Raw genomic sequence first — 15371 nt, 5'->3', positions numbered from 1 at the left:
TTGTTGCTGCAAGTTGAAACACTGCAGGGCTTAGAAAACTTAGAAGCCATTGCCAATGTCGAGGGCGTTGACGGTGTCTTTATTGGCCCTGGCGACTTGTCAGCAGCGCTCGGACATTTGGGCAACCCCAAACACCAGGATGTTTTGAAAGTGATTGACGATGCCATTGCACGCATCAAGGCCTGTGGCAAGGCGCCTGGCATTTTGACGGGCGATGAAGCTTTGGCCAAACACTATGTGGCGCAGATGTTTGCGTTAGACCTTACTTGGTGGGCGCCGATCAAAACGTTTTGCGTGACAGCGCCACAGCTCTGGCTCAACGCTTCAAAAGCTAATTCGATTAAATAATTTAAACAAAAGACAGCCATGCTCAATCCACCCGCCAGTCCTCTCAAATTCCCTCGCCTTCTGCTGACCGGCGCGGGCGGCAATCTGGGCAAAGAACTCAGACCACGCCTCAAGGCCTATTGCGATGTGCTCCGCGTCAGTCACCGCAGCGATTTGGGTGCCAGCGCACCCGGCGAAGAAATCATGCTGGCCTCTTTGGAAAACAAAGAGCAAATGATGGGCCTCATGAAAGACGTCGATGCCGTGGTGCACATGGGCGGTGTGTCTACCGAACAGCCTTGGGACCCCATCTTGGCCAGCAACATTGTGGGCATGGTCAATCTGTACGAAGCAGCCAGATTGCAAGGCACCAAGCGCATCGTATTTGCCAGCTCCAACCACGTCACAGGTTTTTACCGACAAGACGAAGTGGTCAACACCAAAATGCCACCCAAGCCCGATGGCTTTTATGGCTTGTCCAAAGCTTTTGGCGAAGATCTTGCCGAACTGTATTGGGCACGCTGGGGCATCGAAACTGTCAGCTTGCGCATTGGCTCATCCTACGTCGAACCCAAAGACCGCCGCATGCTGGCCACATGGTTGAGCTTTGATGATTTAGAACGATTGGTGGTTTCTGCCCTGACGGCACCCATCGTTGGACACACCATCATTTATGGCATGTCAGACAACCAAACCACTTGGTGGGACAACACCCATGCCAAACACATTGGCTACCGCCCTCTGGACAGCTCTGATGTGTTTAGAAGCGCCGTAGAGGCAAGACAACCCACCATCGATGGCACGGACAAGGCCGCCATCTATCAAGGGGGCGCCTTTGTCAAAGCCGCACCGCATGGCTAATCCTATTGCATGAAACTCATTCGTTTTGCAGCCATTGGCGAGTGCATGTTGGAGGTGCAAGCCAACGGGTTTGGACCGGCGGTATTTTCATACGGTGGTGACACCTTCAACACATCGGTCTATTTGCGAAGGTGTTCAACGCCTAATGCAATCGACGTCAGTTATGCCACCGGCTTAGGAACGGACCCACTCAGTCGATCGCTTCTCAAAGAGTGGCAAGCTCTGGGTCTGAAACTTGACGAAGTGGAACACATCGAAGGCCGATTGCCAGGTATGTACCTGATTGAAACAGACAGCCACGGCGAACGCACTTTTCATTTTTGGCGAGAAAACAGTGCGGCTCGCGCCTACTTTCAGGCACCCGAAACTGCTTTGGAAAAACATGTCGCCGATTTCGACTGCCTCTATTTCAGCGGCATCACATTGGCCATTCTGGATACCGCATCCCGTCAGCGTTTGTTCGGACTGCTCAATCGCGCCAAGTCAAATGGCTGTCGCGTGGTGTTCGACAACAACTTTAGACCCAAACTTTGGCCAGATCGCCAACTTGCACAAAGTATCTACCTTGAAGCCTTTGCCAGTTGCCATACGGCCATGGTCACACTCGACGATCACCAGGCTGTGTTTGAGTGCACTTCCTTAGACGATGCATTGGTTCACGCTCAAGACTTGGCAATTCCAGAAGTGGTGATTAAACGCGGGGCCGACTCCACCCTGGTTAGGCAAGAACTCACCTGCGAGTGGTTGCGGATTCCGACACAAGCCGTGCAGCAGGTAATAGACACCACAGCGGCTGGTGACGCCTTTGCGGCGGGTTATTTGAGTCGTCGTTTGTGTGGGCACAACGCAGAGCACTCAGCCATCTTTGGCAATGCATTGGCGGCCAGGGTCATTCAACACCGCGGGGCGCTGATCCCTTTGGATGCCATGAAAGACCTTATTCCCAGCCAGACTTATTGATAAATATCAACAAAATCAATAACTTATAAAGTTAGCACTCTTCATAAGAGAGTGCTAAAATTCCGTCCATTATGGATAGGAGTTCTGGTATGACACACCTCACTGGATCCCCCGACACGGCACTCACCCTGAAAAACCCATGGGCCGTCGTGCCGTCATTGGGTCACCTTGATGCGTACATCTCTGCGGTCAATCGCATGCCCATGCTCACCCCCGAGCAAGAGCAAGAGTTTGCGCGCAAACTTAAAAACGAAAACGACCTTGAAGCCGCTGGAAAGTTGGTGCTCTCGCACCTTCGCGTGGTGGTTTCTGTGGCTCGCCAATACTTGGGTTACGGACTGCCCCACGCCGACCTCATTCAAGAAGGCAACATCGGCTTGATGAAAGCCGTGAAGCGCTACGACCCCGATCAAGGCGTGCGCTTGGTGAGCTACGCCATGCACTGGATCAAGGCAGAAATTCACGAGTACATCTTGAAGAACTGGCGCATGGTCAAGGTGGCGACCACCAAGGCGCAGCGGAAATTGTTTTTCAACTTGCGCTCCATGAAGCAAGGCCTCAAAGCCGAAGCCGACGAAGCCACTGGCACGCACCGCGACACCCTTACCTCAGCGCAAATTGACAGCATGGCCAAAGACCTGAATGTCAAACGCGAAGAAGTGATGGAGATGGAAACACGCATGTCAGGCGGCGATGTGTTGCTCGACCCCTCACCTTCAGACGATGGCGAAGTGGCCTACGGCCCTATTGCTTATTTGGCAGATGCGCACCACGAACCCACCGCCATGATTGAAGCGCATCAGCGCGACATGCTGGCCAGCGATGGCATTGCCACGGCATTGGCATCACTTGACGAACGCAGCCGCAGAATTGTGGAAGAGCGTTGGCTCAAGGTGAACGACGATGGCTCGGGCGGCTTGACGCTGCACGACTTGGCCGATGAGTTTGGCGTGAGTGCCGAGCGCATTCGTCAAATTGAAGTGGCCGCTATGAAGAAAATGAAAAGCGCCTTGACGGCGTATGCTGAAGCCTAAAGTTCAGGCTCAAGGCTTAGTGGGTCGCCAGACCGTTCTAAACCCAACGTGCTGCATGCCGGTGTCAATGCCATGCGGTGTGCGTGCCGCGGGTCTGTACCGACCGCAATAATTGTCTGAACACAAAAAGCTGCCACCTTTGGCAACCTTCATGCCGCCGTAGGGATTGCGCGGATCTAAGTAGTCGTCTTTGGTCAGCTCCCACACATTGCCGGCCATGTCAAAGAGGCCAAAGCCGTTGGCCGGAAAGCAACCCACGGGCGCTGCGTTCTGATAACTGTCTTCTTTCAAGTTTTGAAGCGGAAAATTGCCCTGCCAGTAATTGGCCATTGGTTTGCCTTGCGCATCCCTTTGACCTTTGTCCTTGCCCCAGGTGTAGTCGGCATCGTCCAAGCCACCCCGCGCTGCAAACTCCCACTCGGCCTCCGTGGGCAAATCTTGTCCTGCCCATCGCGCATAGGCCATGGCATCCTCAAAAGCAATGTGAACCACGGGTTGATTGGCGCGGCCTTTGATGTCGCTATCAGGCCCTTCAGGATGGTGCCAAGAAGCCCCTACCTGCCAAGACCACCACTGCCCCACATCGTTCATGCCCTTGACTTTGAGCGGCTGCCTAAAAACCAGCGAACCGGCTTTGAGCTGTTCTTCGCTGAATTTGGGAAACTGCTTGGCGTCTAGATTTCTTTCGGCCACCGTCACATAGCTTGTGCTTTTAACAAAGGCCGCAAACTGAGCGTTGGTCACTTCATGTTGCTGAATAAAAAATGGCGCAACTTCCACCACTTTGCGCGGACGCTCTTCTGGATAAAAGCGCTCGGAACCCATCGAGAAACGCCCGCCCTTGATGGCCACCATGCCAGCAGGCACTTTGTTAGATGCAGATTTTGAAGTGGGAATGCCGCTGTATGACTGACACAAGCTGGTTTGCCCATGGGCCAATGGCACACATACCAAACATGCACCTAACGCAAGAGTGCAAAAGAGTTGCGTGAAGTTGGTCAATTTAGTGGGCACCCCTGCGTTATTAGCATGATGAGCATGATGCGCGTAATGAGCTTGCTGAACCGATTGAATTACTTCAACAGCAACTTAAAGTCATGCGCCAAAGCTTCAGCACCCATGCCATAGCGATTGAACAATCTGACCTTGCCTTGCGCATCAAAGGTGTAGCTGCCTGCTGAATGGTCCATGGTGTAGCTGGTGGGCGTTTTGCCTTCAACGCGCTTGAAGTAAATCTTGAACTCTTTGGCAATCTGGGGCAGCTGCTCGGGCGTAGGTCTTAATGCAACAAAGCTTGCATCAAAGTTTTCAACATAAGCTTTGAGCAATTCTGTGGTGTCGCGTTCAGGATCGACGGTGACAAACACGGCCTGCAGCTTGTCGCCGTCTGCGCCCAATAAGCGTTTCACCTCGGCCAACTCTTGCATGGTGGTAGGGCATACATCGGGGCACTGGGTGTACCCAAAAAACACCACCACCAACTTGCCAGAGAAATCTTTGATCTTGCGCACTTGCCCATTTTGATCGGGCAGATTGAGTTCTTTGGCGTAATCGGCGCCCGTAATGTCGACACCCTTGAAGGCCACCTTGGGATCCATACAAGCCGTCAGACCCAACACAGACAGCGCCACAGCACTGAGTGCCACTGAGAGTGAAAAGCGTCTTGAAGAACTCACAACAGAGGACATGGGTCTTCTAGCCTTTAAACAAATAATGATCGACCAACAAGGCAGCAAACAAAACACTCAAATGAATGAGTGAAAACTTGAAGGTCTTGCGCGCCAATTCATCGGAGTAATTGCGCCACAAGGCCCAGGCATAGCCAATGAACATCACGCTCAAAATAACAGCCGCAGTGAGATACAGCCAAGAACTCATGCCATAGGCAAAAGGCATCAAGCAAGATGCCATGAGCACAAAGGTGTAGAGCAAAATTTGCAAACGGGTGAACTCATTGCCGTGCGTCACAGGCAGCATGGGCAAGCCCGACTTGCGATAGTCTTCTACGCGGTACAAGGCCAAGGCCCAGAAGTGTGGCGGCGTCCACAAGAAAATGATCAAGAAAAGAATGAGGGCCTCGGGACCCACATCGTTGGTCATGGCCGCCCATCCCAACACCGGCGGCATAGCGCCTGATGCACCACCAATCACAATGTTTTGAGGTGTAAGGGGCTTCAAGATCACGGTATAAATAATGGCGTAGCCCACAAAGGTGGCGAAGGTGAGCCACATGGTGAGGGGGTTGACTGCAAAGTACAAAATAGCCGAGCCAATGCTGCAGAGCACTGCAGAAAACAACAAGGCTTGCATGTCGCTCAGCTGGCCTTTGGCTGTGGGACGCCATGCCGTGCGCTTCATTTGGGCATCAATGCTTTTCTCAATCAAGCAATTGAAGGCAGCAGCAGCACCGGCCACCAGCCAAATACCCACGCAGGCCACAAAGCCCAACCAAACTTCAGCCCAGCTGGGCACGCCAGGCACCGCCAGCACCATGCCAATGAGGGCGCAAAACACAATGAGTTGCACCACGCGGGGCTTCATGAGCGCGTAATACTGGCGCCAGGGTGAGCCTGCTTGTAATTCTGCTGCGGTGCTCATGCGGCAAGCCTTCGTGAAAAATTCATGGGAGTCATTGTCTGTTTGTTTTGCTGCGGCTCAACATGTAGGTGAGCGTCATCATAATTGCACCGGCACCGCCTGTGTGCGCCACAGCAGCCAATAAAGGCCAATCTAACACCACATTGGACAAGCCCGTGATGAGTTGGAGTGTTAACAAAGCCAAAAGCATGTGGGTCAGCCCTGGCAGCACGTTCGATTTTTTAAATTGCCAAATCATGAAGGCGGCAAAGGAAAACACCAGCAGCGCCATCAGTCTGTGCACAAAGTGAATGGACACCAAAGCTTCCATGGGCAAATACTGCCCTTTGGAATCCATGCCCAAGCTGCGCCAAATTTCAAAGCCTTGTGCATTCCATGCTGGCCACCATTGGCCATTGCAATCTGGAAATCCATTGCAGGCCAACACCGCATAATTGGTGCTCACCCATGCACCCATGGCAATTTGCAAGGTGAGCAATACGCCTGCCACCCAAATCAATTGGCGGTGGCGCGTTTGAATTTCTTGCCGTTGCAATTTGGGCTTCCAAGCCACTTGCGCAGACAACAAGACCAACAAGCCAATGCCACCCAACAAATGCAGCGTGACAATGGCAGGAAACAATTTCATGGTGACCGTCAGCGCGCCAAATGCGCCCTGCATGCAAACCCAAACCAAAGTGAGCCAAGCCCAAAAGGGTTTGACTTGCCAGGCGCCTTGGAATGAATGCTGACCTTTCCAACGCTGCCAGGTGCTGCTAACAGCCAAGACCAAAATCAAAAAGCCTACTGCGGTAGCCAAATACCGATGGATCATTTCAATCCAAGCTTTGCTGTGCGTCACAGGGCCCGTGGGCATGGCGGCCTGTGCCGCATCTATGTGCACCACCGCACCCAAGGGGCTGGCACTGCCATAACAGCCGGGCCAATCTGGGCAGCCCAAACCAGAATCGGTGAGGCGTGTAAAAGACCCAAACAAGACCAAATCGAACGTGAGAAACAAAGTGAGCACCGTCATGGCACGCAATTTGGAATTGACGGGATTGTGTCGATTGCGATAAAGGGTGAAGGCCAAAGGCAACACCGCGATGAGCACACCCATGCCCAGCAAACGCAATGTGGGTGACAGGTTGTAGAGATCGACTTCGGTCATGGTTTAGCGGCCAGCCGTGTCCCAAAAAGAAGACGCGCGCAAAAGTCGTTCAAGGTCTTTTTTGGCTTGCGAAGCAGAGGCCAAATCGATGCCAGGCGCAAATCGCATCATCCAATTGCCCATGGGGTCGACCACATACAAATGGTCTTGCAACTGGCGGCCCGCAGCGGGTTGCAGCCACTCAGCAATACTGGCCTCGTTCATTCGCAAAACTGTGGCTTGCGACAATGCAGGCATGAGCTTGTCGTCCACAGGCGCATCGCCCGTTGCAATCCAAACCCAATCGATGCGGTCTTTTTCTTTGCCCAAAGACTCACGCAGTTGGCGCTGGAAATACAAATGCTTTTGACAGGTTTCGTTGCAGGACGCATCGGCCACACTGACCAACAACCACTGACCTTTGAGTGAGCTCAAAGACACTTTGTCGCCGTTCAATTTGACGGCTTCCATGGCGGGTAAAGTGCGCTGAGGGTTGATCAATTCGCCATGATTGCGGCGACCTTCGGGGCGAATGACGTAGTAGGTGAAATAAGACGCAATGACAGGCGATGCGCAGACCAACAGCACAGCCAACATTTTCCAGCGGCCTACCCGTGTTCGTTTCTCATCGGCCTGCGCCACCTCGGTGGGTGTTGGCAGGGTATGAACCGTCATGCCCAAGGGGGCATCGGTCCATTGAGAGTTTTCAGGGCTGGGCGCTGACTTTGGATTTGAGACGGGGTCGGACAATTTGGAACCAGACATAAAGCAATGCAATCAAAAGCGCCAATCCAAACCATTGGAAGGCATAACCGTAGTGTTTCTCTACACCTGTTGCGGCCTGAGGCCATTCACGCAGCAAGCCCTCAGAGGCCGCGCCCACTTGAATGACTGAGATTTCCAACAAGGGCAATCCAGTCTCAACGCGAAAATCTTGGAAGTCTAGATTTTGCCGTATTACCGCCTTGGCTTCCTCGCCCAAGGCGTAAAGCTTTGACGGTGGCAAGGCTATCAAACCACTCACTGAAACCAGCCCGGTAGGCGTTTGTATAGCAGGCAAGCGAGTGCGGTCAGTAAAGTCCCGACCTACCCAGCCGCGCTGCACCACCACCACGGCGCCAGTGGCTTTAACCTTAAAGGGCGTCAGCACATAAAAGCCTGGCCGGGCATTCATTTGGCGGTTGTCTAGGTACACGGTCAATGGCGCTAGCCACTCACCTTCCAAATTGATAGGACGGTGCAACAAGCCAGCCCTGTTGCCTTCGGAGTCTTGCACGCTGCCCAAAAAGGCACCATCTAGCGCAGACATTTGCCCTTTTTGCGTGATTTCTGCCTGCCAATCAAGCTTGGTCTGTGCCCTGCCCAGTTGCCAAAAACCCAAAGAGCAGGTGATGCCAACACACACAAGCGCCAATAAGAACCACAACACCATTTGAAGGTGTATGTTCTTTTTTGCAGGTGCTGAAAATGCCGACCAACTCATCCGATAATTCCCATCATGAAAATACTAGTTGCACTTGCCTTCATTGCCATTTTGGCCAGCCTGGGCTCCGCCCTCTTCTACATGATGCGTGGCGGAACTCGCATCGAAACCAACCAAACTGAGGGCGCTGAAACAACGCCTGCTCCAAAGGGCAACATGGTCAAAGCCTTGGCCATCCGCGTGGGCTTCTCCATTGTGCTCTTTATCTGCATTTTGATTGCCTGGAAGATGGGCTACATCCAACCCTCTGGTATTCCGGCAGGTGCTTAAGCAATTAACCTCTTTAACATTCACAAAAAAAGCGCCCTGGGGCGCTTTTTTCTTGGGCTAAGCCTGATTACATCCAGTAAACCAAGATGTACAAGCCAAGCCACACCACGTCCACGAAGTGCCAGTACCAAGCCGCACCTTCGAAACCGAAGTGACGATCTTTGGTGAAGTGGCCTTTTTGCAAACGCAAAGTAATGAACAGCAACATCAGCATACCGACGAACACGTGGAAGCCGTGGAAGCCAGTGAGCATGTAGAAGGTAGAGCCATAAACACCGGAGCTCAACTTCAAATTCAAATCACCCCACGCGTGGGCATATTCGTAACCTTGCACAAACAAGAACACCACACCCAACAAAACCGTCATCCACATGAACTTGATGGTTTTGCTGCGATCGCCGTGTTGAATTGCGTGGTGTGCAATGGTCAAAGTGACACCAGAGGTCAACAACAAAGCCGTATTGATGGTGGGCAACCAGAAGGGGCCCATGGTTTGGAAGGGCTCGACAATGCCAGCAGGCGATGCCGTTGCGCCAGCAGCGGCAGAAGGCCAAACGGCTTTAAAGTCGGGCCACAACAAAGCATTTTGCAAGCTACCCAGTTCAGGCAAGGAGTGCGTACGCGCCCACCACAAGGCAGTGAAGAAGGCACCGAAGAACATCACTTCAGAGAAGATGAACCAAGTCATGCTCCAACGGAAGGACAAGTCGATTTTGCGGCTGTACATGCCGCCTTCGCTTTCGTTGATGGCATCTTTGAACCATTGATACAAGACAACCAACCACCAAATCAGGCCGGCAAACAGGGAATATTTACCCCATTCTTCGCCATTGATCCATTGACCCGCACCCAGGATCACCAAGAACAAGCCAAAAGCGGCCATGGCCGGATGACGTGACTCACTGGGGACGAAGTAATAGGGCGTCGTGCCGTGCGATGTAGAACTCATACTTGCTCCTGCTCTCTCTTAAACCTAATCTGTCTAAAAACTTAACTGAGGGTGCTTGGCTGCGCCACCACCCAGTTGACGAGGGCAATCAAGCCCACGACAAAAACCAATGCCAAGGACAAACCCACCACCAAGACATGGAAGGGATTGAGTTTGGCCATGTCTTCTTGGCCTTCACTGTTTTTTCTTAAACCAATGAAGGACCACAACACTGCTTGCAAAGTGCGAAAAAATGAAACATTGCTACTGCTCATGAACCCACCTTGGGTGCTACCAGCGCAGCAGGGACCGCTGCCACAGGCGTGGAAGCAGGTGCGGGAGGCGTTTTGCCGCCCACTTCAAAAAACGTGTACGACAAGGTGATGGTGGTGACATCTTTGGACAACTTGGGGTCAATCACAAAGGCCACTGGCCATTCCTTTTTCTCACCAGGCTCCAAGGTGTATTGGTTAAAGCAGAAGCACTCCAATTTGTTGAAGTGGGCTGCAGCTTGGTTGGGTGCATAGCTGGGAATGGCTTGCGCAGCCATTCGTCTGTTTTGCACGTTTTGAAATTGGTACATCACTGTGGTAAGTTCACCAGGATGAACTTGCACAGAGCTTTGTGCGGGCTTGAAGTCCCAAGGACCGCGCGCGTTGGCGTCAAACTCTACGGTGATGGTGCGCGAATAATCAACCTGCGTGTTGCTGGGGTTGGCATCTTTGCCTGTGCTGCCATTGCCCGGCACTTGACGCTCTGAAATGGACAGGATGTTGATGCCTGTCATTTCACAGATGTGCTTGTAGATGGGAATGAGCGCATAACCAAACGCAAACATGCCGGCCGCAACGATGGCCAGCTTGCTCACCATTTTGATGTTTTCGCGGTAAAGGCTCATGTTGCGGTGGGTTGAAAACTGCTTTGGGGCGCTGAACTTAACGAGAAGTCAGCACCACCATCTTGACCAAGAACCCCACAAAGAAAACCACAGCCACCGAGGCCAATATCAGACCAAGGCGTGCGTTGCTTTTCTTCTGTTCTGGGGTTGTGGACATGATGGCTTTGTTCCAAATTAACCAATAACGCGGGTAGCCGTGGCATCCAGCTTGGGTGGGTTTTCAAACGTGTGGAAAGGTGCGGGAGATGGAACTTCCCACTCCAAACCTTCAGAAGCTTCCCAGGGTTTTTGGGGTGCTTTGGCACCTTGTCCGCGCATGCAAGGCACAACGACGAACAGGAAGAAGTAAACCTGTGCAAAACCGAACAAGAAACCACCCACAGAGGCAATGGCGTTGAAGTCGGCAAACTGCATGGGGTAGTCGGCATAGCGACGTGGCATACCGGCCAAGCCCAAGAAGTGCATGGGGAAGAAAGTGATGTTGAAGGAGATCAGTGACCACCAGAAGTGAATCTTGCCGCGGCCTTCTGAGTACATCACGCCTGTCCATTTAGGCAGCCAATAGTAAGCACCTGCAAACATGGCAAACAAAGAACCTGCAACCAACACATAGTGGAAGTGAGCCACCACGTAGTACGTGTCTTGCAATTGAATGTCGATTGGGGCCATGGCCAAGATCAAACCAGTGAAGCCGCCCATGGTGAACACGAAGATGAAGCCAATGGCAAACAACATGGGTGTTTCAAAGGTCATGGAGCCGCGCCACATGGTGGCAATCCAGTTGAAAATTTTCACAGCAGTTGGCACCGCAATCAGCATGGTGGCGTACATGAAGAACAACTGGCCCGTCACAGGCATGCCGGTTGTGAACATGTGGTGAGCCCACACAATGAAAGACAAAATGGCAATAGAAGAAGTGGCGTACACCATAGAGGCATAACCGAACAACTTTTTGCGTGAGAAAGCAGGAACCACCTGGCTGATGATGCCGAAGGCCGGCAAGATCATGATGTACACCTCGGGGTGACCGAAGAACCAGAAGATGTGTTGGTACATGACGGGGTCGCCGCCGCCAGATGGGTTGAAGAAGCTGGTACCGAAGTGACGGTCAGTGAGGGTCATGGTGATGGCGCCAGCCAACACAGGCATCACAGCGATCAACAAGTAAGCCGTAATGAGCCAAGTCCAAGCAAACATGGGCATCTTCATGAGCGTCATGCCAGGGGCACGCATGTTCAAGATGGTCACAATGATGTTGATGGAGCCCATGATGGAAGAGGCGCCCAAAATGTGCATCGCAAAAATACCGGCGTCCATGGAAGGACCCATTTGCAATGTGAGGGGGGCGTACAAAGTCCAGCCGGCAGCAGGTGCGCCACCAGGCATGAAGAACGAACCAGCCAACATGACAGCGGCAGGAATCATCAGCCAGAAGCTGAAGTTGTTCATGCGAGCAAAGGCCATGTCGGACGCGCCAATTTGCAGAGGAATCATCCAGTTAGCAAAACCAACGAAGGCCGGCATGATGGCGCCGAACACCATGATCAGGCCGTGCATGGTGGTGAATTGATTGAACAATTCGGGGTTGACCAATTGCAAACCAGGCTGGAACAACTCAGCGCGAATGAGGAGCGCCAAAACGCCGCCAATCATGAGCATGGCAAAGCTGAACAACAGGTACAAAGTACCGATGTCTTTGTGGTTGGTGGCAAACACCCAACGGCGCCAGCCCGTAGGCGCACCGTGGTGGTCATGGTCATCATGACCGTGGGCTTGATCGTGAGGATGGAGAACAGCGCTCATCTTGATTTCCTTTAAATACTTTTCAAAGTACCAGATTACTTGCGTGCAGCCAGCACTTCAGCTGGTTGAACGACTTGCCCAGTCTTGTTAGACCAATTGTTTTTGGTGTAAGTGATCACAGCCGCAATTTCGGTGTCTGACAATTGCTTCCATGCGGGCATGGCTTGATTGTTTTGACCATTCAGCAAAACAGCAATTTGCTTTGACTTGTCGGCATCCAGAACTAATGCAGAACCGTCCAATGCCTTGATGGAACCCACTGCTTTGCCAGCAGCTTGGTGGCAAGCTACGCAATTGGCGGCGAATACTTTTTCGCCACGCTTCATGGAGTCGTCCAAGGCCCAAACTTTGTTGGGATCATCGGCCTTGGCGGCCAGTTTTTTCTTCTCGGCATCGACCCACTTGGAGTAGTCTTCAGTCGACAAGACCTTCACATGAATAGGCATGTAAGCGTGCTCTTTACCACACAGCTCTTGGCATTGACCGTAGAAGTCGCCAGTTTTTTCGGCACGGAACCAAGTGTCGCGCACAAAACCAGGAATGGCGTCTTGCTTGATACCGAAGGCAGGCACTGCAAAGGCGTGGATCACGTCATTGGCAGTGGTAATGATGCGGATTTTTTTGCCGACAGGCACCACCATGGGGTTGTCGACTTTGAGCAAGTAGTCGTCGCCAGAAGGCTTGCCCGTGTTGGACATTTCGCGCTGGGCGTTGTCCAAAGTAGAGATAAAGCCAATGCCTTCGCCTTCACCCTTGATGTAGTCGTAGCCCCACTTCCACTGGTAGCCAGTGGCTTTGATGGTGAGGTCGGCGTTGGTGGTGTCTTTTTGAGCGACCAAAACTTTGGTAGCGGGCAAAGCCATCAAGATCACGATGATGAAAGGCACAATGGTCCAGATTACTTCGACGGTCATGGACTCGTGGAAAGTGGCTGGCTTGTGGCCCACCGATTTGCGGTGCTTCCAGATGGAATAGAACATCACCGAAAACACTGCCACAAAAATGACTGTACACAAAATCATCATCATGACGTGGAGCCAGTGCTGCTCTTCAGCAATTTTGGTGACTGCGGGGTGAAAGTCAAGTTGATTGACAGCGGGGCCGCCTGGCAAGTCTTTGACAGCGTAAGCGGCTGTTGCCACCCAAGCGCCAGCCCAAATACCTGCTTTGCCCAGCAAAGACACCAATGTTTTGGAAATGCTCTTCATAGTTTTCACTAACTTCCAAGTTTCAAAAATGAAACCACTACAGTTGTTACAAAAGGGAACACAAAAAGGGAACACAGAAAGAGTCTTCACACACAGCCACGAGAAGGCCGTTGACGGTCAAGCTCAACGGCGAGAATTTTAACCGAGTTGCGAGCCAAGTTTGAGATTTATCAAACTTGATTTGATTTCTTTTGTGGATTTCTCAACATTTGACGCATGTCATCCAAGCCAATTCGACTTTGTGAATCTACTTTGATGCGTGGCTGAGGCTTGAGCGCATGGCCATAAACCACCTCGAAAGTGAGCACCAGTCGGCCTTCCGAGTCTTTTTGGGCCAAAGACAAAAGCGCTTGTTGAAAATTTTTGTACCAATTTTTGCCACGCAATCCGGCAAATCTGCTGACATGAAAATTACGCCCTAACTTACGCAAATCTTCAACAAGTTTTTCTGAATTGACATAGGTCAAGCTGATTTTTTCCATGTCCATGACAGGCTCGGCAAAACCGGCGTGCACCAGCATGTCGCCCCAATCGTGCATGTCGGTAAATTCATGCGCGGGCATGGGCCAGTTTTGGGCCGCGTAGACGCTTCTCAATTCTTTCAGGGTGTCGGGGCCTAAGCAGGAAAACATCAAAAATCCGTCCACTGCCAACACTCTGTGCCATTCGGCCAGCAATTCTTGGGGCGATGCCTGTTGATGCAGCAACATGTTGGCCCACACCATGTCCATGCTGTTGGTGGCGATAGCGCCAGTTTGCAGGCGTTGACGGCCCCAAGCCTGAGGCTTCCACCAAGGCGGGCTGGTTTTGGCCTTGACCCACTCGGCCTCGCCTTGCCTGTCAGCCGTCAAATACCCTTGCGCATTGGGGTAAGTTTTCTGCAACAAAGCCAAGGCATTCAAGCCCGCCCGCACAGGATTCCAAAAAGCCCAAGCTTTGGGTTGCAAGCGAATGTAGGGAAGCCTTTCCGCCATGCGCCTTGCCACTTCTTCGTGCAACCATGGCGAATCGACGGACTCTGCCTTGTTGGTGCCGTCCCATGGCAGGTGCGCCCATCTGCGTGCCGCAATGGGATCTAAGCTGGGTGGGCGTTCGTTAGGCATGCAAATGAAAGCGATGGTGTTCAGGTTGCTGAGTATATTGATTCGTGAACATGCTCCCCAGCCAATGTGCCATTTGCAAAGCCTGGCCCTCTCAAGCCATCTGCGAAACATGCGTTGCGGCATTTGCACGCCCAGTTTCGAGGTGCCCCCTTTGCGCTACCCCACTCAGCACGCCCTTATCCACTTCCATAAGTAGCGTCTTATGCAACACCTTATCCAGCACCTTTTGCAGCGTCTGCACCCAACAACGCCCAGACATCGACGCCTGTTGTGCCGCCCTCTCCTACACCTGGCCATGGACGCAACTGATTGCGCAGTTTAAGTTTCAGAGGGACGCTGGTTGGGCCGGTCACTTTGCCTTGCTCATGGTCAGCGCGCCTTTTGCAGAAGATGCCCTTTTGCAGGCCGATGTGCTCATTCCGATTCCATTGTCCAAACAGCGTTTGTCTCAGCGCGGTTTTAACCAATCTTTGATCTTGGCGCATCACCTAAGCCGTGCCAAAACTCAATCGCAAACTTTGCTGCGAATGATCGACACCCCGCCTCAAAGTTCTTTAAAACGTAGTCAGCGACTGACCAATTTGGAGGGCGCCTTTGCAGTTGCACCGCTCATGGCTTTGCCATTGCGTGGTCAAAATATTTTGCTGATTGACGATGTGTTGACCAGCGGTGCCACCCTCAACTTTGCGGCTCGCGTTTTAAAACAAGCTGGCGCTGCGCATGTAGGCGCACTTGTTTTAGCCAAAACTCCCGAATGAAAAAAGCAAGA

General features: G+C 52.3%; 20 protein-coding genes. 6 read left to right on the top strand and 14 right to left on the bottom strand.

The genetic code is table 11. The features are described from left to right. The 4 genes from AMM03_RS13665 to rpoH all read left to right on the top strand — a co-directional run. Positions 1-348 (top strand): aldolase/citrate lyase family protein (locus tag AMM03_RS13665; protein ID WP_228764708.1); only part of this gene is annotated, 348 nt, incomplete at its 5' end. Positions 349-366: 18 nt separating this feature from the next. After that, positions 367-1188: an NAD-dependent epimerase/dehydratase family protein gene (locus tag AMM03_RS13660; RefSeq protein ID WP_090132502.1), complete on the top strand. Its 822-nt coding sequence runs from the start codon at positions 367-369 to the stop codon at positions 1186-1188. 9 nt (positions 1189-1197) lie between these two features. Continuing rightward, positions 1198-2148: a sugar kinase gene (locus AMM03_RS13655; RefSeq protein ID WP_090132500.1), complete on the top strand. Its 951-nt coding sequence runs from the start codon at positions 1198-1200 to the stop codon at positions 2146-2148. A gap of 89 nt (positions 2149-2237) precedes the next feature. After that, a complete protein-coding gene (gene rpoH / locus AMM03_RS13650) occupies positions 2238-3182 on the top strand; it encodes an RNA polymerase sigma factor RpoH (protein WP_090132498.1) in 945 nt (314 codons plus the stop codon). Positions 3183-3191: 9 nt separating this feature from the next. Here the strand turns inward: rpoH and AMM03_RS13645 are convergent, their stop codons facing one another. The 6 genes from AMM03_RS13645 to AMM03_RS13620 are packed head-to-tail and all read right to left on the bottom strand — an operon-like array spanning position 3192 to position 8392. Then, the gene (locus AMM03_RS13645) at positions 3192-4196 is read right to left on the bottom strand and encodes a formylglycine-generating enzyme family protein (RefSeq protein WP_228764707.1); all 1005 of its coding nucleotides are present in this window, start codon (positions 4194-4196) and stop codon (positions 3192-3194) included. 59 nt (positions 4197-4255) lie between these two features. After that, positions 4256-4870, bottom strand: a complete 615-nt coding sequence (locus AMM03_RS13640) for an SCO family protein (protein WP_090132497.1) — start codon at positions 4868-4870, stop codon at positions 4256-4258. A gap of 7 nt (positions 4871-4877) precedes the next feature. Continuing rightward, complete coding sequence (gene cyoE / locus AMM03_RS13635; RefSeq protein WP_090132495.1) at positions 4878-5780, bottom strand: heme o synthase; 903 nt, start codon at positions 5778-5780, stop codon at positions 4878-4880. Positions 5781-5811: 31 nt separating this feature from the next. After that, positions 5812-6930, bottom strand: coding sequence for a COX15/CtaA family protein (locus AMM03_RS13630; RefSeq protein ID WP_090132493.1), 1119 nt, complete (start codon positions 6928-6930; stop codon positions 5812-5814). 3 nt (positions 6931-6933) lie between these two features. Continuing rightward, on the bottom strand, positions 6934-7674 hold the full coding sequence (locus AMM03_RS13625; protein ID WP_090132491.1) for an SCO family protein: 741 nt from the start codon (positions 7672-7674) through the stop codon (positions 6934-6936). Next, entirely contained in the window at positions 7616-8392 is a 777-nt protein-coding gene (locus AMM03_RS13620; protein WP_090132489.1) for an SURF1 family protein, read from the bottom strand. Before AMM03_RS13620 ends, AMM03_RS13625 begins: the two co-directional genes overlap by 59 nt. Before the next feature lie 15 nt (positions 8393-8407). Between AMM03_RS13620 and AMM03_RS13615 the strand changes: the two genes are divergently transcribed. After that, complete coding sequence (locus tag AMM03_RS13615) at positions 8408-8662, top strand: twin transmembrane helix small protein (protein WP_194942908.1); 255 nt, start codon at positions 8408-8410, stop codon at positions 8660-8662. Positions 8663-8729: 67 nt separating this feature from the next. Here the strand turns inward: AMM03_RS13615 and AMM03_RS13610 are convergent, their stop codons facing one another. The 8 genes from AMM03_RS13610 to AMM03_RS14430 all read right to left on the bottom strand — a co-directional run bounded on the left by AMM03_RS13610 (position 8730) and on the right by AMM03_RS14430 (position 14955). Next, positions 8730-9611 (bottom strand): cytochrome c oxidase subunit 3, encoded by an 882-nt coding sequence (locus AMM03_RS13610; protein ID WP_090132485.1) that lies wholly within the window; start codon positions 9609-9611, stop codon positions 8730-8732. Positions 9612-9652: 41 nt separating this feature from the next. Beyond that, positions 9653-9865 carry a DUF2970 domain-containing protein gene (locus AMM03_RS13605; protein ID WP_090132483.1) on the bottom strand — a complete coding sequence of 71 codons (213 nt, stop codon included), beginning with the start codon at positions 9863-9865 and terminating at the stop codon, positions 9653-9655. Continuing rightward, entirely contained in the window at positions 9862-10488 is a 627-nt protein-coding gene (locus tag AMM03_RS13600) for a cytochrome c oxidase assembly protein (RefSeq protein ID WP_090132481.1), read from the bottom strand. Before AMM03_RS13600 ends, AMM03_RS13605 begins: the two co-directional genes overlap by 4 nt. 37 nt (positions 10489-10525) lie before the next feature. Next, positions 10526-10645 (bottom strand): cytochrome oxidase small assembly protein, encoded by a 120-nt coding sequence (locus AMM03_RS14320; protein ID WP_228764706.1) that lies wholly within the window; start codon positions 10643-10645, stop codon positions 10526-10528. Positions 10646-10662: 17 nt separating this feature from the next. After that, the gene (gene ctaD / locus AMM03_RS13595) at positions 10663-12291 is read right to left on the bottom strand and encodes a cytochrome c oxidase subunit I (RefSeq protein WP_090132479.1); all 1629 of its coding nucleotides are present in this window, start codon (positions 12289-12291) and stop codon (positions 10663-10665) included. Positions 12292-12326: 35 nt separating this feature from the next. Further along, positions 12327-13499 carry a cytochrome c oxidase subunit II gene (gene coxB / locus AMM03_RS13590; protein ID WP_090132478.1) on the bottom strand — a complete coding sequence of 391 codons (1173 nt, stop codon included), beginning with the start codon at positions 13497-13499 and terminating at the stop codon, positions 12327-12329. Between the two features lie 170 nt (positions 13500-13669). Further along, complete coding sequence (locus AMM03_RS13585) at positions 13670-14602, bottom strand: class I SAM-dependent methyltransferase (RefSeq protein ID WP_090132477.1); 933 nt, start codon at positions 14600-14602, stop codon at positions 13670-13672. 212 nt (positions 14603-14814) lie between these two features. Next, a complete protein-coding gene (locus tag AMM03_RS14430; RefSeq protein ID WP_369793716.1) occupies positions 14815-14955 on the bottom strand; it encodes a hypothetical protein in 141 nt (46 codons plus the stop codon). A 12-nt stretch (positions 14956-14967) separates the two neighbouring features. On the opposite strand from AMM03_RS14430, the gene AMM03_RS14425 reads away from it, so the two are divergent. Then, positions 14968-15360, top strand: coding sequence for a ComF family protein (locus AMM03_RS14425; protein ID WP_369793715.1), 393 nt, complete (start codon positions 14968-14970; stop codon positions 15358-15360). The last annotated feature ends 11 nt before the right edge of the window (positions 15361-15371 follow it).

Source organism: Limnohabitans sp. Rim11 (assembly GCF_001269365.1).
Lineage (GTDB): Bacteria > Pseudomonadota > Gammaproteobacteria > Burkholderiales > Burkholderiaceae_C > Limnohabitans_A.
This window is presented reverse-complemented; position numbering and strand designations above follow the sequence as displayed.

Bases quoted from the DNA above. Each gene is read 5' to 3' on its own strand.
- AMM03_RS14425 (WP_369793715.1), top strand. From the start codon at position 14,968: ATGGTCAGCGCGCCTTTTGCAGAAGATGCCCTTTTGCAGGCCGATGTG.
- AMM03_RS14320 (WP_228764706.1), bottom strand. From the start codon at position 10,645: ATGTCCACAACCCCAGAACAGAAGAAAAGCAACGCACGCCTTGGTCTG.
- AMM03_RS13625 (WP_090132491.1), bottom strand. From the start codon at position 7,674: ATGTCTGGTTCCAAATTGTCCGACCCCGTCTCAAATCCAAAGTCAGCG.
- AMM03_RS13640 (WP_090132497.1), bottom strand. From the start codon at position 4,870: ATGTCCTCTGTTGTGAGTTCTTCAAGACGCTTTTCACTCTCAGTGGCA.
- ctaD (WP_090132479.1), bottom strand. From the start codon at position 12,291: ATGAGCGCTGTTCTCCATCCTCACGATCAAGCCCACGGTCATGATGAC.
- AMM03_RS13620 (WP_090132489.1), bottom strand. From the start codon at position 8,392: ATGAGTTGGTCGGCATTTTCAGCACCTGCAAAAAAGAACATACACCTT.
- AMM03_RS13585 (WP_090132477.1), bottom strand. From the start codon at position 14,602: ATGCCTAACGAACGCCCACCCAGCTTAGATCCCATTGCGGCACGCAGA.
- AMM03_RS13615 (WP_194942908.1), top strand. From the start codon at position 8,408: ATGAAAATACTAGTTGCACTTGCCTTCATTGCCATTTTGGCCAGCCTG.
- rpoH (WP_090132498.1), top strand. From the start codon at position 2,238: ATGACACACCTCACTGGATCCCCCGACACGGCACTCACCCTGAAAAAC.
- AMM03_RS13600 (WP_090132481.1), bottom strand. From the start codon at position 10,488: ATGAGCCTTTACCGCGAAAACATCAAAATGGTGAGCAAGCTGGCCATC.
- cyoE (WP_090132495.1), bottom strand. From the start codon at position 5,780: ATGAGCACCGCAGCAGAATTACAAGCAGGCTCACCCTGGCGCCAGTAT.
- AMM03_RS13630 (WP_090132493.1), bottom strand. From the start codon at position 6,930: ATGACCGAAGTCGATCTCTACAACCTGTCACCCACATTGCGTTTGCTG.
- coxB (WP_090132478.1), bottom strand. From the start codon at position 13,499: ATGAAGAGCATTTCCAAAACATTGGTGTCTTTGCTGGGCAAAGCAGGT.
- AMM03_RS13605 (WP_090132483.1), bottom strand. From the start codon at position 9,865: ATGAGCAGTAGCAATGTTTCATTTTTTCGCACTTTGCAAGCAGTGTTG.
- AMM03_RS13660 (WP_090132502.1), top strand. From the start codon at position 367: ATGCTCAATCCACCCGCCAGTCCTCTCAAATTCCCTCGCCTTCTGCTG.
- AMM03_RS13610 (WP_090132485.1), bottom strand. From the start codon at position 9,611: ATGAGTTCTACATCGCACGGCACGACGCCCTATTACTTCGTCCCCAGT.
- AMM03_RS13655 (WP_090132500.1), top strand. From the start codon at position 1,198: ATGAAACTCATTCGTTTTGCAGCCATTGGCGAGTGCATGTTGGAGGTG.